The organism is Methylocystis sp. (assembly GCF_051061285.1).
Lineage (GTDB): Bacteria > Pseudomonadota > Alphaproteobacteria > Rhizobiales > Beijerinckiaceae > Methylocystis.
The window spans coordinates 66,512-85,308 of sequence record NZ_JBPFEA010000045.1 but is presented as its reverse complement, the minus strand read 5'-3'; the positions used below and the strand labels follow the sequence as shown (position 1 = coordinate 85,308).

At 62.9% G+C, this 18,797-nt stretch carries 18 protein-coding genes and 1 pseudogene; 6 read left to right on the top strand and 13 right to left on the bottom strand.

Annotation, left to right across the window (positions count from 1 at the left end; genetic code table 11):
• Positions 1–4: 4 nt before the first annotated feature.
• From nuoF to ACR65T_RS15755, 12 genes and pseudogenes are all read right to left on the bottom strand, one after another.
• Positions 5–1,309 carry an NADH-quinone oxidoreductase subunit NuoF gene (gene nuoF / locus ACR65T_RS15810; protein ID WP_434497387.1) on the bottom strand — a complete coding sequence of 435 codons (1,305 nt, stop codon included), beginning with the start codon at positions 1,307–1,309 and terminating at the stop codon, positions 5–7.
• Between the two features lie 20 nt (positions 1,310–1,329).
• Positions 1,330–1,944: an NADH-quinone oxidoreductase subunit NuoE gene (nuoE, locus tag ACR65T_RS15805; RefSeq protein WP_434497386.1), complete on the bottom strand. Its 615-nt coding sequence runs from the start codon at positions 1,942–1,944 to the stop codon at positions 1,330–1,332.
• The gene (locus ACR65T_RS15800) at positions 1,944–3,164 is read right to left on the bottom strand and encodes an NADH-quinone oxidoreductase subunit D (protein WP_434497385.1); all 1,221 of its coding nucleotides are present in this window, start codon (positions 3,162–3,164) and stop codon (positions 1,944–1,946) included. Before ACR65T_RS15800 ends, nuoE begins: the two co-directional genes overlap by 1 nt.
• Before the next feature lie 10 nt (positions 3,165–3,174).
• A complete protein-coding gene (locus ACR65T_RS15795; RefSeq protein WP_434497384.1) occupies positions 3,175–3,777 on the bottom strand; it encodes an NADH-quinone oxidoreductase subunit C in 603 nt (200 codons plus the stop codon).
• A gap of 160 nt (positions 3,778–3,937) precedes the next feature.
• Positions 3,938–4,528 carry a NuoB/complex I 20 kDa subunit family protein gene (locus tag ACR65T_RS15790; protein WP_018407003.1) on the bottom strand — a complete coding sequence of 197 codons (591 nt, stop codon included), beginning with the start codon at positions 4,526–4,528 and terminating at the stop codon, positions 3,938–3,940.
• Positions 4,519–4,881 carry an NADH-quinone oxidoreductase subunit A gene (locus tag ACR65T_RS15785; RefSeq protein ID WP_014891230.1) on the bottom strand — a complete coding sequence of 121 codons (363 nt, stop codon included), beginning with the start codon at positions 4,879–4,881 and terminating at the stop codon, positions 4,519–4,521. The genes ACR65T_RS15790 and ACR65T_RS15785 overlap by 10 nt, the downstream gene beginning before the upstream one ends.
• A 184-nt stretch (positions 4,882–5,065) precedes the next feature.
• Positions 5,066–5,878 (bottom strand): ATP12 family chaperone protein, encoded by an 813-nt coding sequence (locus tag ACR65T_RS15780; protein ID WP_434497383.1) that lies wholly within the window; start codon positions 5,876–5,878, stop codon positions 5,066–5,068.
• Positions 5,879–5,948: 70 nt separating this feature from the next.
• Entirely contained in the window at positions 5,949–7,022 is a 1,074-nt protein-coding gene (locus ACR65T_RS15775; protein WP_434497382.1) for an RluA family pseudouridine synthase, read from the bottom strand.
• 327 nt (positions 7,023–7,349) lie between these two features.
• Positions 7,350–7,597: pseudogene (locus ACR65T_RS15770) on the bottom strand (IS5/IS1182 family transposase); the annotation flags it as partial.
• A 242-nt stretch (positions 7,598–7,839) separates the two neighbouring features.
• Complete coding sequence (locus ACR65T_RS15765; protein ID WP_434497490.1) at positions 7,840–8,061, bottom strand: SGNH hydrolase domain-containing protein; 222 nt, start codon at positions 8,059–8,061, stop codon at positions 7,840–7,842.
• 14 nt (positions 8,062–8,075) lie between these two features.
• The gene (locus ACR65T_RS15760; protein ID WP_434497381.1) at positions 8,076–9,683 is read right to left on the bottom strand and encodes an acyltransferase family protein; all 1,608 of its coding nucleotides are present in this window, start codon (positions 9,681–9,683) and stop codon (positions 8,076–8,078) included.
• Between the two features lie 224 nt (positions 9,684–9,907).
• Positions 9,908–10,180 (bottom strand): hypothetical protein, encoded by a 273-nt coding sequence (locus ACR65T_RS15755; RefSeq protein WP_434497380.1) that lies wholly within the window; start codon positions 10,178–10,180, stop codon positions 9,908–9,910.
• 75 nt (positions 10,181–10,255) lie between these two features.
• Between ACR65T_RS15755 and ACR65T_RS15750 the strand changes: the two genes are divergently transcribed.
• From ACR65T_RS15750 to ACR65T_RS15740, 3 genes are all read left to right on the top strand, one after another.
• Positions 10,256–11,089: a hypothetical protein gene (locus ACR65T_RS15750; protein ID WP_434497379.1), complete on the top strand. Its 834-nt coding sequence runs from the start codon at positions 10,256–10,258 to the stop codon at positions 11,087–11,089.
• Positions 11,090–11,124: 35 nt separating this feature from the next.
• Entirely contained in the window at positions 11,125–11,727 is a 603-nt protein-coding gene (locus ACR65T_RS15745) for a MotA/TolQ/ExbB proton channel family protein (protein WP_434497378.1), read from the top strand.
• Between the two features lie 194 nt (positions 11,728–11,921).
• On the top strand, positions 11,922–13,700 hold the full coding sequence (locus ACR65T_RS15740) for a sodium:solute symporter (RefSeq protein WP_434497377.1): 1,779 nt from the start codon (positions 11,922–11,924) through the stop codon (positions 13,698–13,700).
• Between the two features lie 75 nt (positions 13,701–13,775).
• Here ACR65T_RS15740 and ACR65T_RS15735 read toward each other — a convergent pair whose 3' ends face one another.
• Complete coding sequence (locus tag ACR65T_RS15735; RefSeq protein WP_434497375.1) at positions 13,776–14,369, bottom strand: hypothetical protein; 594 nt, start codon at positions 14,367–14,369, stop codon at positions 13,776–13,778.
• 493 nt (positions 14,370–14,862) lie between these two features.
• Here ACR65T_RS15735 and rpsO point away from each other — a divergent pair, with 493 nt between their 5' ends.
• From rpsO to ACR65T_RS15720, 3 genes are all read left to right on the top strand, one after another.
• Positions 14,863–15,132, top strand: coding sequence for a 30S ribosomal protein S15 (gene rpsO, locus ACR65T_RS15730; protein WP_018406993.1), 270 nt, complete (start codon positions 14,863–14,865; stop codon positions 15,130–15,132).
• 196 nt (positions 15,133–15,328) lie between these two features.
• A complete protein-coding gene (pnp, locus tag ACR65T_RS15725) occupies positions 15,329–17,479 on the top strand; it encodes a polyribonucleotide nucleotidyltransferase (protein ID WP_434497374.1) in 2,151 nt (716 codons plus the stop codon).
• Between the two features lie 208 nt (positions 17,480–17,687).
• Entirely contained in the window at positions 17,688–18,761 is a 1,074-nt protein-coding gene (locus ACR65T_RS15720; RefSeq protein WP_434497373.1) for an AI-2E family transporter, read from the top strand.
• The last annotated feature ends 36 nt before the right edge of the window (positions 18,762–18,797 follow it).

Genomic DNA, 18,797 nt, shown 5'->3' with positions numbered 1-18,797 from the left:
ATTCTCACTCGGCCGCCACGCGGATCGGATCGGGATGCGGGTTGGCGGCATATTGATCGATGCGTTGCTCGATCACATCGCGGAAATGCGTGATGAGTCCCTGAATCGGCCAGGCCGCGGCGTCGCCGAGCGCGCAGATCGTGTGCCCTTCGATCTGCTTCGACACGTCGAACAGCATGTCGATCTCTTTCTTATGCGCGCGGCCTTCGACCATGCGTTGCACGACGCGCCACATCCAGCCGGTGCCCTCGCGGCACGGCGTGCACTGGCCGCAGCTTTCGTGCTTGTAGAAGTAGGAGAGGCGCGCGATGGCGCGGATGATGTCGGTGGACTTGTCCATCACGATCACCGCCGCCGTGCCGAGGCCCGATTTCAACGCCACGAGACTGTCGAAATCCATCGGGCAATCGATGATCTCCTTCGACGGCACGCAACGCACCGATGAGCCGCCGGGGATGACCGCGAGCAGATTGTCCCAGCCGCCGCGCACGCCGCCGCAATGGGTCTCGATGAGTTCACGGAACGAGATCGACATCGCCTCTTCGACATTGCATGGCCGATTGACATGGCCGGAAATCGAAAAGAGCTTGGTGCCGGCGTTGTTGGGCCTGCCGATGCCGGCGAACCACGCGGCGCCGCGGCGCAGGATGGTCGGCGCGACGGCGATCGACTCGACGTTATTGACCGTTGTCGGGCAGCCATAGAGGCCGACATTGGCCGGGAACGGCGGCTTTAAGCGCGGCATGCCCTTCTTGCCTTCGAGACTTTCAAGCAGCGCGGTCTCCTCGCCGCAGATGTAAGCGCCGGCGCCATGATGGACGTAGAGATCGAACGGATAGCCGTGGACGTTGTTCTTGCCGATCAGCCGCGCGTCATAGGCTTCGTCAACGGCTTTCTGAAGCGCGATGCGCTCGGCGATGAACTCGCCGCGAATGTATATGTAACAGGCATGCGCGCCCATGGCGAAGCTCGCGATGAGCGCGCCTTCGATCAGCGTATGCGGATCGTTGCGCATGATCTCGCGATCCTTGCACGTGCCGGGCTCCGACTCGTCGGCGTTGATGACGAGATAATGCGGCCGCTTGGGATCGATTTCCTTCGGCATGAAGGACCATTTCAGGCCCGTCGAAAACCCGGCGCCGCCACGCCCGCGCAGGCCCGACGCCTTGATCTCATTGATGATCGAGTCGCGGCCCTTGTCGAGCAGCGCCTTGGTGTTGTCCCACTGGCCGCGCTTTCGCGCGCCGGCAAGCGATCTGTCGCCCAGGCCATAAAGATTGGTGAAGATACGATCTGCGTCGGAAAGCATGGTTTTTCCTCTTCCCTCCGCTACTTCGCGCCGTCGCCGTAAAACGACGTCAGGCTCGTGAGCTTGCCGACCGGCTCCGAAGAGACGCGTCCGATCTGCGAGCCGATCTTCACCGGCCGACCCGCGGCGAGATTGTCGAGAAGCTTCTCGAAATTCTCGGCCGTCAGATCCTCGTAATAGTCGTCGTTGATCTGCACCATCGGCGCGTTGCAGCACGCGCCGAGGCACTCGACCTCGAGCCAGGAAAACAGCCCGTCGTCGGTCACGCGCCGCTGAGGGCCCACCCGGCGATGCAGCACGTCAATGATCTCATCCGAGCCGGCCAGCAGGCACGGCGTCGTGCCGCAAAGCTGGATAAAATATTTGCCGACGGGCTCGAGATTGAACATCGAATAGAAGGTCGCGATTTCGAGCACGCGGATCTTCGCCATGCCGAGCGCGTCCGCGACTTTTTCGATCGCCGCCTGCGACAACCAATTGTCATGCTGCTTTTGCGCCTGCCACAGCGCCGGCACGACCATCGAGGCCTGGCGGCCGTCGGGATATTTGGCGATCTGCTTCTCGAGCCACGCCTTGTTTTCGGGCGTGAACTCGAAGCTCTCTGTCTGTTTTTCGGCGAGACGACGGACGGACATTAGCGATCGACCTCCCCGAACACGATGTCGAGCGAACCCAGAATCGCCGAGACGTCGGCGAGCATGTGGTTCTTGCAGAGAAAATCCATGGCGGACAAATGCGCGAAGCCCGGCGCGCGAATCTTGCAGCGATAGGGCTTGTCGCCGCCGTCAGACACGAGATAGACGCCGAATTCGCCCTTGGGCGCTTCGACCGCGGCGTAGACCTCGCCCTGCGGCACGTGGAAGCCTTCGGTGAAGAGCTTGAAATGATGGATCAAGGCTTCCATCGAGCGCTTCATCTCGCCGCGCGAGGGCGGCGTGATCTTATGATTGGGCGCCATCACCGGACCGCGGTTTTCGGCGCGCATCAGCTTTTCGACGCATTGCTTCATGATCGAGGTCGACTGCCGCATCTCCTCCATGCGGATCACGGCGCGATCGTAGCAATCGCCATGCTTGCCGACCGGAATGTCGAACTCCATCTCCTCGTAGCATTCGTAAGGCTGCGCCTTGCGCAGATCCCAGGCGGCGCCCGAGCCGCGCACCATCACCCCCGAGAAGCCCCATTTCCAGGCGTCTTCGAGAGAAATGACGCCGATGTCGACATTGCGCTGCTTGAAGATGCGGTTGCCGATGAAGAGTTCGTCGAGATCCTCGACGACCTTCAGGAACGGATCGCAAAAGGCGCCGATATCCTCGACGAGCTGGTCAGGCAGGTCGCGCGCCACGCCGCCGGGCCGGAAATAATTGGCGTGCATGCGCGCGCCCGACGCGCGCTCGTAGAACACCATCAGCTTCTCGCGCTCTTCATAGCCCCACAGCGGCGGGGTGAGCGCGCCGACGTCCATCGCCTGAGCGGTGACGTTGAGCAAATGCGACAAGAGTCGGCCGATTTCAGCGTAAAGCACGCGAATGAGCTGGCCGCGGCGCGGAACCTCGACGCCGAGCAGGCGCTCGATGGCGAGACAGAAGGCGTGCTCTTGATTCATCGGCGCGCAATAGTCGAGCCGATCGAAATAGGGCACGTTCTGCAGATAGGTGCGCGCCTCCATCAGCTTTTCGGTGCCGCGATGCAGGAAGCCCACATGCGGGTCGACGCGCTCGACGACTTCGCCGTCGAGTTCGAGGATCAGGCGCAGCACGCCATGCGCCGCCGGATGCTGCGGCCCGAAGTTGATGTTGAAGTTGCGTAGGCCCTGTGATTCGGGCTTCGCTGGCGCGGGGGTTTGATCGTTCATCTCGACGCGCTCACTTGCTCGCCTTCTCGTCGCCGGGAAGGTCGTAGTGCACGCCCTCCCACGGCGAGAGGAAATCGAAGTTGCGGTATTCCTGGCTGAGCCGCACCGGCTCATAGACGACGCGCTTCTGCTCGTCGTCATAGCGCACTTCGACGAAGCCCGTCATCGGGAAGTCCTTGCGCAGCGGATGACCGTCGAAGCCGTAGTCGGTCATAATGCGGCGCAGATCGGGATGGCCGGAAAAGATCACGCCGAAGAGATCGTAAGTTTCGCGCTCGAACCAGTCCGCGCCGGGATACAGCGTGACGAGCGAGGCGACAGGCGTTTCTTCCGACGCCGGCGTCTTGATGCGGATACGGCGGTTGTATTTGGGCGAGAGCAGATGCGCGACCACCTCGAAACGCTCCACGCGCTGCGGGTAATCCGCCGCCGTCACGTCGATGAAGCACACGAAGAGGCAGTCGGGGCTGTCGCGCAGATGGGCGGCGACCTCGAGCCAGCGCTCGCGCATGACGGTCAGCGTAAGTTCGCCATAGGCGACCTTCACCTGCGTCACCGCGCCGGGCAAGGCCCCGCTGATTTTAGCGCCGAGAGCTTCCAACTCAGCCGACATTCTAAATTCCTTGGCCTGCCGCTATTCCCTCGTCCTTCGAGACGGCGGCTGCGCCGCCTCCTCAGGATGAGAGAATTGCTTGACCCGACCTCATCCTGAGGAGCCCGCGCAAGCGGGCGTCTCGAAGGACGAGGGCGGACAACTCCTCAATTTCGCGTCGTTAGCGCTCGATCGTGCCCGTGCGCCGGATTTTCTTCTGCAACAGCAGCATGCCGTAGACGAGCGCCTCCGCCGAAGGCGGGCATCCCGGCACATAGATGTCGACCGGAATGATGCGATCGCAGCCGCGCACCACCGAATAGGAATAGTGATAGTAGCCGCCGCCGTTGGCGCAGGAGCCCATCGAGATCACGTAACGCGGCTCCGGCATCTGGTCGTAGACCTTGCGCATCGCTGGCGCCATCTTGTTCGTCAGCGTGCCGGCGATGATGATGCAGTCGGACTGGCGCGGGCTTGCGCGCGGCGCAAAACCGAAGCGCTCCAGATCATAGCGCGGCATCGCCGCCTGGATCATCTCGACGGCGCAGCAGGCGAGACCGAACGTCATCCACATCAGCGAGCCGGTGCGCGCCCAATTGATGACGTCGTCCGTGGCGGTGACGAAAAACCCTTTGTCGGCGAGTTCGTCGTTGAGATGCAGAAAGAACGGGTCGTCCGAGCCGACAGGCTTGCCGGTGCGCGGATCGATCAGTCCCTTGGGCTGCGGCGCGATCAGAGTCTGGCGCACGCCTTCCTTTTCGATCAGTCCCATTCCAGAGCTCCCTTGCGCCACTCGTAGACGAAGCCGACGGTGAGCACGCCCAGGAACGCCATCATCGACCAGAAGCCGAAGGCGCCCGCTTCCTTGAAGGCCACCGCCCAGGGAAACAGAAATGCCACTTCAAGATCGAAGACGATGAAAAGCAGTGAGACGAGATAAAAGCGCACGTCGAATTTCATGCGCGCGTCATTGAAGGGATTGAAGCCGCATTCATAGGCGGAGAGCTTTTCGGGGTCCGGCGCCTTGAACGCAAGCAGGAAGGGCGCAACGAGCAATGCGCCGGCAATCACGGCCGAAAGGGCGATGAAGATCACCAGCGGCAGATATTGTTCGAGCAGCGGCATGAGTCTGGTCCGACTTCGGCGGGGCGAGGGCCGGTCGCGGGAGCGTTTCCTTGGCGTTATTCCTTAGAACGACTCCAGGCCGCGCGTTCCGTAACAAAGGCCATTGTGCAAAGCAAGAGAGGAAGCGCGCCGTCGGCAAATTGGCCGCAGCCTTTTGACCAGGCGCCTCTAAATTGCGCGTCGGTCAGGCAGGAGTGGAATGGCGCGCAACAGTCGCCGCCGCCGCGAACTCCTGAGAGCGCGCCAACCGCCGGGCCATCGCTTCGGCGTCTTCGCCCCAGGCGCGCATCTGCCAGTCTTCATCGACATTGGCCGCCTCCCAGGCCTTGCCCGCGTCTATTTCGTGTCGGGCGGCTGCAAGCGCAAGGACCGCGGATCCTGTGAGCGTCGTCATGACGTGGAGCGCGGCGAGCCTGAGCGGCGCGCCGGCGCCCTCCCCCACATAATCGCGCACGGCGCGCGCAAACGCGTCGAGCGCCTCCTGCGGCTGTTCGATAAACATCACGCCTTCGGCGAGCGCGAGCTTGGCGCCGAGCGTGTCGCGCGCGAAGGCGACGAGCGGGTCCCAGGCCGCCGACTGAGCAGCCGCGAGGCTCTCCGGCTGGCCGGCGCGGTAGCAAATGAGGTCGGAGGCGGCATATTTGTCGACATCGGCTTCGACCTCAGCCATTTGCGCCGCCACGCCGTCGAGCGCGGTGTTCATAAGCTTGGTGAGCGGCATCGTCGCCGGATCGATCGTCTCGCCCTGCTTCGCCCATTCGGCGGCGATCGCTTCCGCCAGCGGCTGTGCGGGCGCGACCAGCGGACGCCGTGCCGGCGTGTTGACCCGCCGGCCGTCCAGGAAAATCCCATAGCCGCCCTCGGCGGGCGCCGCGACCGCCTCCTTATAGAAGCGCCTGGGTAAGGGGCGCGCCGGTTCGCGCGCGGCCTTTACCGGATCGCGCTCCTCCGGGGAGACGAAGAAATCGGCGTCGAGGCCGGTCGGCTCCTTTGACATTTGTCATCCTTGCCAAGAGGCGCCTATGGAAACGCCGCCACCCCGTCATGGCCGGGCTTTTCCCGGCCCCTTACGCGTCCGGCGCGCCCTCGATCGGGTCATGACGCTTCACGTCGAAGCCGAAAAGGTCCCAGCTCCGCTGCATATGATCGGGCAGCGGCGCGGTCACGTCCAGAGTTCCGCCCCTTGGATGCGGCAGGACGAGCCGGCGGGCGAGGAGGTGGAGCTTGCGCTCAAGCCCCTCCGGCACGGCGCGCAGAGGGTCGCGACGGCGGACCTCATCCTCGGCGCGATGGCCATATTTGGGGTCGCCGAAGATCGGATGGCCTATCGCCTCGGCATGGGCGCGCAACTGATGCGTGCGTCCGGTGAGCGGCTTCATCGACAGCCAGGCGCAACGCGGCGCGACCTTGTCGACGATCGCGTAATAGGTCAGCGAATGCTGCGCGTCGGCCTCGCCATGTTTGGCGACGCGCATTTTCTCGAGCTCTCTTGCGCCGCCTCTGGATGTCTCCATCCCCGCGCCCTTCGCCAGATAGAGCGAGATCCGGCCCTGCGCCGGCTTCGGCACGCCTTCGACAAGCGCCCAATAGATCTTCTTGGCCTGCCGGGAGCGGAAAATCTCGCCGAGGTCGGCGGCCATCCGCCGGTTCTTGGCGACGAGCAGCACGCCGGAGGTGTCGCGGTCGAGGCGATGCACGAGCACGGGCCGCGTGTCGCCCTTGGCGAGCGATTCCAGCATCCCGTCAATATGGCGCGTCTGACCTGAGCCGCCCTGCGTCGCCAGCCCATAGGGCTTGTTGAGGACGAGCACATCCTTGTCCTCAAAGAGCGTCATGTCGGCCAGCGCCCGCGCGTCCTCGGGGTCGGCGCGCTTCACCGCCGGCGCGGCGGGCGCCTCGATCTTCAAAGGCGGCACGCGAATCTTTTGGCCTTCTTCGAGCCGCGTCGAGGTTTCGACCCGCTTGCCGTCGACCCGCACTTCGCCTTTGCGGCAGATTTTGGCGAGATGCGACAAAGCGAGCCCGGGATAACGTCGCTTGAACCAGCGATCGAGGCGCATCCCCGCCTCGTCCTCGGTGACGAGGGCGGTGGAGACGCCGCTCGCCGCGGCGGGCGTCTGCGGATTCGGACTGAGGGACATGGCCGCCTTATCGGCCAAAGCCGGCTCTATGTCGATCAGGATAGGGCGGCGGCGCTCGGGGCGGCCCAGGCGCCACACAAAGCCGCACCCGCGCCGCCCCGGCTTGAAGCGCCCTGTTTCACGCGCCTATGACGCCAAACGACCCCCGTGAGCGTTTCGCTGGAGGCGGGAGATCCGGCGCCCGCAGGAGATTCGCTGGACGATCCGTTGACGATTGAAACGGCCTTCCTCACCGAGGAGGGGATGGACGAACCGTTCTCCGACGAGCCGCCGCCGGCGCTGATCATGGAGCCAGATGTGGCGCCAACGTCCGCCAAAAAGAAAAGGCAGATATTCGCAGCGCGCGTCCGACAGCGAATGCACGGCTTGCAGGAGCAGCACTTTGAACTTGAAGACTTGATCGAAGGGAGGCCGACCGCCCTTCGAGCGGTCGCCGCGCGGGACGGCCGCTTCTAACGGCGTTCGGAATATCTCGAAGTCGACCAACGCCTTCCCGCGCTCAAGATCATCGCCTTTGGCGACAAATCCGCCAGACGCTCATCCACGTCAAAAAATCCAGCCGCTCCCGTGGCCATGATCGTCCCCATCTGCGACACGAGCAGGTGAATCAAGCCGGAGTCGATTCGGCTACAGCTTTTTAGAGCCGTCCAACTACACTCGAGGTCGCCTGTGTGGCGGCGCCGTCGGTGAGCGTCGCAAGCGCTTCCTCGCCGGTGGCGGGTCAATTCCGGCGGGCGGCCCATGTGGAAGCCGCGCGCCTTGGCGCGCTCCAGGCCCTCGCCGATCCGCGCGCGTCGTTTTGCCGCGCGTCGTTTTGCTATGGATGGGACAAATTCAGCGCGTTTCGTAAGGCTTGTTCGAGCCTCGGCCGAACAAGTGCGGTTCCCGACTCGGAGAGATGTCCACCGTCCTGATACGTCACACGACCATCCGGGGCAATCAGCCGAATGGAATTCTCATTTTCCAAAAAAATATCGGCTACGTCGACTATCCGTATGCGGCTATTTTGGAATTTGTGGACGATAGCACTGGCGCGCATGCGCTTTTGCTTGGTCACAGGGTCTTCAAAAAAGGCGGTCGCGCGCCAGCCAGGATTGCGTGACGCGATACCTCAGGTGGCGGCTCCGGAGGTTGCGTCAGCACAATAATTTGGGCCGCTCTATCCGTCAGCGCCGCCATGGCATCGCCGAAATGACTTTCGCCGTCTTCGCCAAGCTTTGACGACCATGCCTGGGCAAGAACCACGATATCTGGCTTACTATCCCCTAAAAACTGGGAGACCTTCGGCCACAGCGTGTCAGGCTCTCCCGGCAGTTCGTTTCCAGCTGCGGCGCTAAGAACATTAAGGCGAAAGCCAAGCGTGCGCGCAAGCGAGGCCAATTCAAACCCATACATTGCGCCTTGACTGTCACCAATCACGACGACCCAGCCTCGCCCTTCGGGATTAACAGAAATGCCGCCTGTAGCGACGTTGCGAGATTCGGCGGTCAGATAATAATTGGATCGAATGACATATCCAGCGATGCCGAGCATCATCGCCGCGACGGCGAATGCGCCAAACGTTGCGACTCGGCGTTGAGGTTTGTTTAGCCAAGACCGCATCGGTCGTTCAACAAAATGATAGGTGAGGATGGTCGCCGCGCCAGAGATGACGATCTTCAATACCAGACCAACGGCCGGACTGCTCAGATAAAAGTAGTAATCAACAAAAGAGAACGTCGGCCAATGCCAAAGGTATAGTGAATAAGATCGCTTGCCGATGAAAACCATGACTGGGTGAGCGAGGCTTCGATGGATTGCTCCGCGATGAGAGGTACCTATCCCCGCCAACAGAACCGTCGATCCCACAACCGGTAGCATGGCGATCCAACCGGGGAAGCCTTCGCTCCGGACAAGAACGAAGGAGAGCAAAATAAAGATCAGCCCTGTGACAAGATAGAGCGATGAATTTCTGTCGGGGAATTTCGGGTATTGCCTTCTTGCAATGGCGAGGCACGAGCCCGCGAGAAGTTCCCACGCGCGGGTAGGCAGCAGATAGAAGGAGGCAATCGGTGCGACCGGAGTAAAAAAAACGCAAGCGGCAAAGCTCAGGGCAAAGCACAGCGACAACACCGCGAGGGAATGCCGGGTTAGACGCATCACGCAGTATAGCAGTAGTGGAAATACGACGTAGAACTGCTCTTCGACGGCCAATGACCAATAGTGAATGAGAGGCTGGGCGTCAGGCGATATCTTGAAGTAGCTGCCTTGAAACAGCAGCTTTATGTTGATGAAAGACAACGTGGCGGCAAGACCAGCAGCGCCAAGCGATGCAAAGTCTTGGGCGGAATATAAGAAAAACCCTCCGATCATCGTGATCGCTACGACCAGAAGCGCGGCTGGCGCGATCCGTGCGATGCGTCTTTGATAGAAGCGCAAAATCGAAAATTTCCCGCCTTCAATATCCTTTACAAGGAGATTTGTGATCAAGTATCCAGAAATGACGAAAAATATGTCGACGCCAACGAATCCGCCTCCAAGCAGCCGGGCATCGAGATGAAAAATAAAAACTGACATGACGGCAATTGTCCGCAAGCCGTCTATCTCAGGCCAATACCGATCCTTATTCGAAACGACTCGTAATAGCGGGGGCGCGGATCGTTGCTCTTCTATATAGCTCAATAATTTTCTCCGTCGTCTCTGGAAACTAACGAACCGCGGATAGCCGGTGCACGTCATTTTCTCCATTTCCATGTCAAGGTCGTAGCTTTCGTCCTTGGCCTCCCAATACCCGAGCGGGAGACGAAGCGAGTAAAGCAACGCTCCTCGACGTAACGGCGCTCCTTGGCGGGCTTCTTATATTCAAACTCAGGAATGCAGACGAGCTCATGCTGCTTCGCCCAAGACTACAACAAATCTTTGAAGGCCTCACGCACGACGCTCTCGCGGATTGCGCCGGAACCGACGCGCAAGCGATTCAGTTCGGAGAGTAAGTTGTTTATGAGAAGCTGCTCCCCAATTGCCGAGTTTTCGGCTGACGGACGGGCGCAATCGTGCTGATCATCGGTTTGATGGCGCACTTTCAAGCCGAAGCCGATTCGGGCCACAGTTTTTTGGAGCCGTCCAATTTTAAACTGATCTAGCTGAGGCGCCACACAAAGCCGCACCCGCTCCGCCACGGCTTGAAGCGCGCCGTTTCACGCGCCTATGATGCCAAACGATTTTAGGCGCATCGGCGGCGGAGCGCTTCACAAATGAATAATATGACGACGCGCTCGAACGCGAGCGCGCAATTCGAAAAGCGGCCCCTGCTCAGGCCCCGTTGGCTGCATCCCGCCTCGACCGCTGCGGTCGTGGGGATATTCCTCGCCTTCTTCGCCTCAGGGATTTATTGGCCGCAAACGATCGTCGATCTGGGCGGCATCGGCGCGGACCTCATTCCGGAAGGCGTGTCTCTGGAGGCGGGCGACCCCGCGCCTGAAGGAGATTCGCTGGAAGACCCGCTGCCGCTTGAAGAAGCTTCGCTCACCGACGAGGGAATGGACGAGCTGATCGCCGATGAGCCGGCGCCCCCGCTGATCATGGAGCCCGACGAGATTCAGGCGCCGGAGAGAAAAGTGAAGGCGGAGAAAAAACAAAAGGTCGAGAAGCCCAAGAACGAGAAGTCCAAGCAAGCCGAACAAAAAACCCGGGCGCGACGAGTGGCGGCTGTAAACGACGGCCGCCGCGCCGACCAGACCGATCGGCGCTATGGGCTCCCCGGCGGAACAGGCCAAGGCGTGGGCAGAGCGCGGGTCGCCGGCCGCTACGGATTGCCCGGAGGGGGCGGCGATTCGGGCGGCGCCCAGGCGACCTGTCTTGCCCAGATCGCGGCGTCAATCCGCGGCCATACGCCCGCTGCGACGAGCCTCGGAGCGGGATCAGTCGTCGTCACTTTCTATGTGAACGCCGGCGGCGGTCTCTCGGGCATTTCGGTTTCGGGCGGAAGCGCCGCGCATGCGGCGATGGCGCGGCGCATCGTCGCCTCTTCGCGCGGGCCGGCGAGTTGCGCGCCGGTATACGCTCGGCAGGGCATCACGTTTCAATAGGGTTTGACGTCGCGAGGCCGCGGGAGGGCTCCGAAATGGAATTTGCTCCAATGTCGCCGTTCGGCATGTTCCTTTATGCCGGACCTGTCAGTAAACTGGTCATGGCGCTGCTTCTCGCCGCGGCGGTCTGGACCTGGGTGCTCATCATCGACGGCGTTTTTGTGCTGCGGCGTCTCGCGAAGGCGCTGGATCGCGCGCGCGCCGGCGGCGACATTGGCGTCCTTTGGCCGATCGCCGAGGCCGCGCGCGAAGCGTCGCAAGCTGAATTGCCCAACGAAACCATTCACCAAAAGCGCGAACGAGTCCTGCAGCAGATGAACCGCGCCGCGCGCGAATTCATGCTCGACGCCGAAGGCGGGCTCCCGGTTCTGGCCATCGTCGCCTCGGCGGGCCCCTTTGTCGGCCTGTTCGGCACGGTTTGGGGCATTATGTCGAGCTTCTCGGGGATCGCGCAAACTCAAGACACGAGTCTGGCGGTCGTCGCCCCCGGCATCGCGGATGCGCTCGCCGCGACGGCCTATGGGCTCGCCGCGGCGATTCCCGCCGCGATCGGCTATAACCGCATGGGCATGGCGTTCGGCGGTCTCAAAGAAAGAATGAGCCGCTACATCCTGACCTATGCGACGTCGATCGCTTAGAGCAGGTTCCGAAAAAGTTGACGGACTTTTTCGATGAGAACCTGCTCCAACATTTCGATTTTGAGCGATTCCTTATCGATCACATGATTCCATGTGATCGATAAGCGCTCTAGCGGCGGAGCCGCGCGCGCCATCTTGGCCGGCGAGACGTCCTCATCTAGAGTCGCGTCGTTTCTGATTGAACGAGGGCAAGGATGAGCGATCGGTCGACCGAGCAGGCGGCGCTCGAAAGAGCCAATCTTGACGCCCGCATCGCCTTCGTGGCCGCGAGCTTTCTCCTGGCTTACGCCTTTGCGGCGCTTCTCGACCGCGTCGGCGCGCCGGAGCGCTTCGTCGGCGCGGCGCCGCCCTATTTCACCATCCTCGGCCTCGCCACGCTCGGCTTCCTTCTGCATTCGATGCGCGCATCGGTCTATTACACCGCCGGCCGCGCATTGCCCGCCGCCTACGCCGGCTTCGCCAACGCCGCCATCGTAATTGCCCTGATGCTGCCTTTCGGCGCACGGCTTGCGGGAGGCAGCTGGGCTGTAGGCGCCGTCGCCGGCGTCTTCATCGGACTCGCCGCGGCGGGGCTTTATGTCGGCCCGCTACTCCGCAAAACCGGCGTTTTTTCGATTTCCGAGCTTCTGTGCGCGCGTTTTACGAGCGCCGCCACGCGCGTCGGCTTCATCGGCGCGGTGGCGCTGTCTTCGACGCTGCTTGCCGCCGCCGGCGGCCTGATCGCGGTGAACGCGCTTGTCGAACTCACCGGCGCCAACCGGGCCTTCGCGGCGTTTCTGATCGCCGCGGCGAGCCTGATCATCGCCGGTCCGGGCGGACTTTCGGGCGTCATGTGGGCGGCGGCGGCGGCCGCTGGCGTGGCGACGCTGGGCTTCGGCTGGCCCATCGCCGCGCTCAGTCTCCATGACGCTCTGCCGAACGGGCTGATTTTTGGCGGCGCCGCCTCCACCGAGGCCGCGAAACTGCTGGAGAGCTGGGGGGTGACGCCGGCGCCCATGGCCCTTCCTGTCGAATTCGCCTCGACCGTCGCCGTGGCGCTGGGGATCGCGACGCTCGCGCCCGTGCTCGCGGCCTCGGTGGCGACCGGGGACGGACGAAGCGCGCGGCGCGCCGGGGTCGCCGCCCTCTTCTGGACCGTCGTCATCGCCTTGCTGGCGGCGGCGGCGATCGCCGCTTCGGCGCTGTCGCTCGCCCGCGCCACGGCGGGGCGGCCGCCGGAACGTCTGCCGCAAGCAATTTATCAGGCGAGCGAGCGCGGACTTGTCAGCGTCTGCGGCTATTACGTGCGCGGGCCGTCAGAGGCTCAGCGCGCCTGCGCGGCGAAGGGATACGCGCCCGGCGCGCCGCTCGCGGCGGCGGAGATTCGCCCGATCGACGGCGACGTCCTGCTCGGCGCGCTGCCGCAGACGGCGGAGCTCGGCGCGGCGTCTTCGGGGCTCATCGCCTCAGCGCTTGTCGCCATCGGCCTGGCGCTCGCCACGGCGGGCCTGCAAGCCTGCGCGACAGCCTTCGGCCATGACGCGCTCTACCGGCTGCGCGGCGAGATCGACCTGACGAGCCGGCGTCTCGCCGTCAATCGCGTCACGCTCGTGATCGTATCGACTCTGGCTTACGTGACCGCCGTCACCGGCGTCTTCACGCCAGGCGCGCTCGTCGCGGCGGCGCTCGCCGTGTCCGCGGCCTGCCTCGCGCCGTCGCTTGTCCTGGCCTTTTGGTCGCGCGCGGGCGATCGCGAAGCGCTCGTCGCGCTCTGCGGCGGCGCGGTGGGCCTGTTCAGCGCCTTGGCCGCGGCGGGATCGCCCAATCGCATCGAAATCTATGCGCTCTGCGCGCTTGCCGGCATAACGCTTGGCGGCGGGCTTGGATTGCTGTCGGGACTTACTTCGAGAAGCGACAAGCCCGCGGCGCGCGCCTTCATCACCCGCATGCTGCGCGGCGACGCCCAAATGCTCCAGCCCGACAAAGGCGCCTAGAGCAGGCTCCGAAAAAGTTGACAGACTTTTTCGATGAGAACCTGCTCCAACATTTGGATGTGATCGGGAAGCGGTCTAAGGCGTTGTGCTGAAGAAATCCTCGCCTGGCGTGATCTTGCCGAGGACGATGGGCCTGTCCTTGCCGTAGGCGAAGTCGCGGGCGTGTTTGTCGGCGATCTCGCGCGCCAGTTCATTGGCGTTTGGGTTGGCGAGCGCATCGACGTAGCCGACATGGCGGACGGCGCCCGGCGGCAGGCGCGTGACGACCAAGGCGCGGCCTCGGACCTCACGGTGCTCCATCTCGGCGGCGCGTTTCACGTTCCAGCGCATGATCGTGGCGAAGGGCCTGCCATTGGCGAGCCGCCATTCGACGACGCCCTTATAGAAATCGTTGAACCACGCGAGCGTCTGTTCCGCCGCCGGTTCATCCTTGGCCTTGGATCCGAAGCTGACATACATGCGCTGATCGCCCGCCCCGAGCCACATGGGCATGCCCGCATAGCCCTTGCAGCGCCAGTCGCCATAGTCCTCTACCGCTTTTCCAGGCCGGCGCCTGCAGTCGTGGCGCACGTCGAGCTTTGTGTAAGCGGAGGAGATGTCCTGCGCGGCGGCGGGCGTGACGCCGCTCGCGACGACAAGCGGCAAACAATAGCAAGCGATGCGGTTCATCAAGGCTCTCGTCAAGCGGGCGCGGAGGCGGCCCCAGCGTCTAACGGCGCGATCGTGAGCCCCCTAAACCGCGCGCGCTTTGCGCGCGCGCACACGGCCTAAGAATGAGGCTTTCGGGGAACAAGATGCATGACGCGCGCAAGCCGCCGCTCGGCGAGAAAGGCCAAACTGAACAGTTGCAGGAAGTTTCGCGCCTCGATCAGCTCGAGACCGATGGATTTCGGCGTCAGAAGCTTTCACGAGCGAAAGACAATGTGCCAGATCGAAGGGACAATTCCATAATTGCTGTGTGATTTACGATCTCGGCGTCCTGGGACAGCGATTGGAGGCGCTGGAGAAGGCGTAGGCCCCTATCCATCTCCTGCATTTCTGCTATAACGCCCCCGCACGCCCCGGTCCGCCGGGGCGGCTCCGTTTTCGCGCGACCCTGCTGGACGACATCCCGGCCTTGGCCGCGGAGCGCGGATCACCCCCGAAAAACAAGGACCATCCGATGTCGATCACGGCGGAGCGCAAGCAGTCGCTCATCAAGGAATATTCCACCAAGGCGAACGACACGGGCTCGCCCGAGGTGCAGGTGGCGATTCTCACCGAACGAATCACCAATCTGACCGAACACTTCAAGACGCATGCGAAAGACAATCACTCGCGTCGCGGGCTCCTGAAGCTCGTTTCCCAGCGCCGCCAGCTTCTCGACTATGTGAAGGTGCGGGACGAACCGCGCTACAAGAGCCTGATCGAGCGGCTCGGCATCCGCCGCTAACCAGCTGAGCGAAAGCGGCGCGACGGTGCGCCGCTTTCCCCAAGATGGGCGTCCAGAGGGGCGCTCGCCACGACCAACGCGTAAAGTCATGGCAGGATCGCCGGACGCTGCGTCGACGCTTTTAAGAAACACCGCTGCCGCAGCTTCTCGCCGTCTTGCTCATGACGAACCGCAGGTTCATCAGAGAAAGACCCGCATGTTCCAGATTCACCGCGAAGAACTCGATTGGGCCGGGCGTAAGCTCGTGCTCGAGACCGGCAAGGTCGCCCGGCAGGCCGACGGCGCCGTGATGGCGAGTTGGGGCGAGACGACCGTGCTCGCGACAGTGGTTTCCGCCAAGGCGCCAAAGCCGGGTCAGGACTTTTTCCCGCTTACCGTCAACTATCAGGAAAAAGCCTTCGCCGCAGGCCGCATTCCGGGCGGCTATTTCAAACGCGAGGGCCGTCCTTCCGAGCGCGAGACGTTGATCTCCCGACTCATCGACCGGCCGATCCGCCCGCTCTTCCCCGACGGATACCGCAATGACACCCAGTTGATCCTGACCGTGCTGTCGCACGACCTCGAAAACGATCCCGACATTCTCGCCTTGGTCGCGGCGTCGGCGGCGCTGACGCTTTCCGGCATCCCTTTCATGGGACCCGTCGGCGGCGCGCGCGTCGGCTGCATCAACGGTCAGCTCAAACTCAATCCGACGATCGAGGAGATGAAGCTTTCCGAGCTCGATCTCATCGTCGCCGGCACGCAGGACGCCGTGTTGATGGTCGAGTCGGAAGCCAAGGAGCTCTCCGAGGAGACCATGCTGGAAGCGGTCATGCTAGGCCATCGCGGCTTCCAGCCGGTGATCGACGCCATCATCCGCCTTGCCGAGCGCGCCGCCAAGGATCCGCGCGACCTCGTCATCGCCGACACGACAGAGGTCGCCAACGCCGTCGCCCAGATCGCCGAAGCTGAACTGCGCGAAGCCTATAAGCACACTGTCAAGCAGGAGCGCTACGCCGCCGTTGACGCGGTGAAGGCGAAGGTGATGGCCGCGCTGTTTCCGGAAGGCGGCGAAGCGAAATTCACCAAGGAGCACGTCGGCGAAGCCTTCAAAGCGTTGCAGGCCAAGGTCGTGCGCTGGAACGTTCTCGACACCGGCGTGCGCATCGACGGCCGTGACGTGAAGACCGTGCGCCCGATCGTTTCCGAAGTCGGCGTGCTGCCGCGCGCGCATGGCTCGGCGCTCTTCACCCGCGGCGAGACCCAGGCCCTTGTCGTGGCGACTCTCGGAACCGGCGAAGACGAGCAATATGTCGATTCGCTCGAGGGCACCTACAAGGAGCGCTTCCTGCTTCATTACAATTTCCCGCCCTATAGCGTCGGCGAGACCGGCCGCATGGGCTCGCCCGGCCGTCGCGAAATCGGCCATGGCAAGCTCGCTTGGCGCGCGCTCAGGCCGATGCTGCCGGCCGCGGCCGAGTTCCCCTACACGCTGCGCGTCGTCTCCGAGATCACCGAGTCGAATGGCTCGTCCTCGATGGCGACGGTCTGCGGCACGTCTCTGGCGCTGATGGACGCCGGCGTGCCGATCAAGGCGCCGACGGCCGGCATCGCCATGGGCCTCATCCTCGAAGGCGAACGTTTCGCCGTGCTCTCGGATATTCTGGGCGACGAGGATCATCTCGGCGACATGGATTTCAAGGTCGCGGGCACGTCCAATGGCGTGACGTCGCTACAGATGGACATCAAGATCGCCGGCATCACCGAGGAAATCATGAAGGTCGCGCTCGCTCAGGCGAAGGACGGCCGCCTGCATATTCTCGGCGAAATGGCGAAGGCGATCACGGCTTCGCGCGCCGAGCTCGGCGAATTCGCGCCGCGCATCGAAACGATGAAGATCCCCACCGACAAGATCCGCGACGTGATCGGCTCGGGCGGCAAGGTCATCCGCGAGATCGTCGAGAAGACCGGCGCCAAGATCAACATCGAGGACGACGGCACGGTGAAGGTCGCCTCCTCGGACGGCAATTCGATCAAGGCGGCGATCAACTGGATCAAGTCCATCGCCTCTGATCCCGAGGTCGGCTTGATCTACGAGGGCACGGTGGTGAAAACCGCGGACTTTGGCGCCTTCGTCAACTTCTTCGGCGCCAAGGACGGGCTCGTTCACATCTCGCAGCTCTCCAAGCAGCGCGTGAACAAGACGACCGACGTCGTGAAGGAAGGCGACCGCGTGAAGGTCAAACTCCTCGGCTTCGATGACCGCGGCAAGGTCCGCCTCTCGATGCGCGTTGTCGACCAGGAGACCGGCGAAGACCTCGAGGCCAAGGAAAAGGCCGAAGCCGCCGCGGCGAACGGCGGAGAATAAGACATTCACCGGGCGGCTTCTCGAAGCCGCCCTTTTTTTAGGGCGCGGAAACGGCCGAGCCAATTCACTAACGCTATCGGCGCGCCGTCGCGGACGCGCAAATTTTCTTTGTGCAAATTTTCTTTGTAGAGGAGCGAGCGCGCTCGCACGCCTTGCCGAGCCCGCGTCCCGCCCTGTCTATAGGCTGAATGCAGCGACAGAGGCGGACATGAACGAGGAGCTTGAAGCGGCGGCGCTCGTCGAACAGGATCAGAACCTTTCAATCGACGTCTTTGTTCTCGCCAGACTCGCCGTCACGCTCGCGTTTATTTCCGCCACGATTCTGATCTCTGCGCCATTTCTGCCGGCGCTCACCTGGGCGCTTGTGCTCGCGGTTGTGTTCATTGGGCCGCATCGCCTGCTGGAGCGCTTCCTGCCGCCCTCCGTTGCGGCCGGCGTCTCCATGCTGTTCGTCGGCCTGGTCATCGTTGGACCGCTGCTGCTTGTGATCGAACGGCTCGTCAGCGAGGCCGCCGCAGGCGTCGACTATGTCCAGAAAGCAGCGCAGCAAGGCGACTGGCAAACGATGCTCGACGCGCATCCTTGGCTCGGCGGATTCCAAAGCTGGATCGCGCGCAGATTCGATCTGCAAGCGACGTTCTCGCAGCTTGGCGCCTTTGTCACCAATATCGCAGCGAACTTTCTGCGCGCGTCAACCGGTCAGATCGTCACCACTCTCCTCGCCTTCTATCTGCTGTTCTTTTTCCTGCGCGACCGAGCCGTGGCGCTGCAGACGCTCGCGCGACTGTCGCCCTTCTCCAATCTCGAAACCGGCAAGATCATCGTGCGCGTGCGCGATACGATCCGTGCAATCCTCTTTGGCACGCTGGCGGTGGCGGCGCTGCAAGGCCTGCTTGGCGGATTCATGTTCTGGGTGCTGGATTTCAATTCGCCGGTGCTGTGGGGGTTGATCATGGGGCTTATCTCGATCGTGCCGGTGCTCGGCTCTTTCGTCATCTGGATCCCGGCGACGATTTACCTCTTAATCGAGCACCGTTGGGTTGAAGCCATGATTCTCGGGCTATGGGGCGGCGTGGTGATCTCCAGCATCGACAATCTGGTTCGACCGCTGCTCATCGGCGACAGCATGCGGCTACATACGGTGCCAGCCTTCATCGCCATGCTTGGCGGCCTTCAATTGTTCGGCGCTTCGGGCATCGTCCTTGGCCCCATCGTCATGGCGCTCAGCCCGTTGTTGCTGGAATTCTGGCGCCGCCGCGTCGGACCCGATCAGCCGGCTTAGTGCGCCTCCCGATCACATCGAATCATGTGATCAATA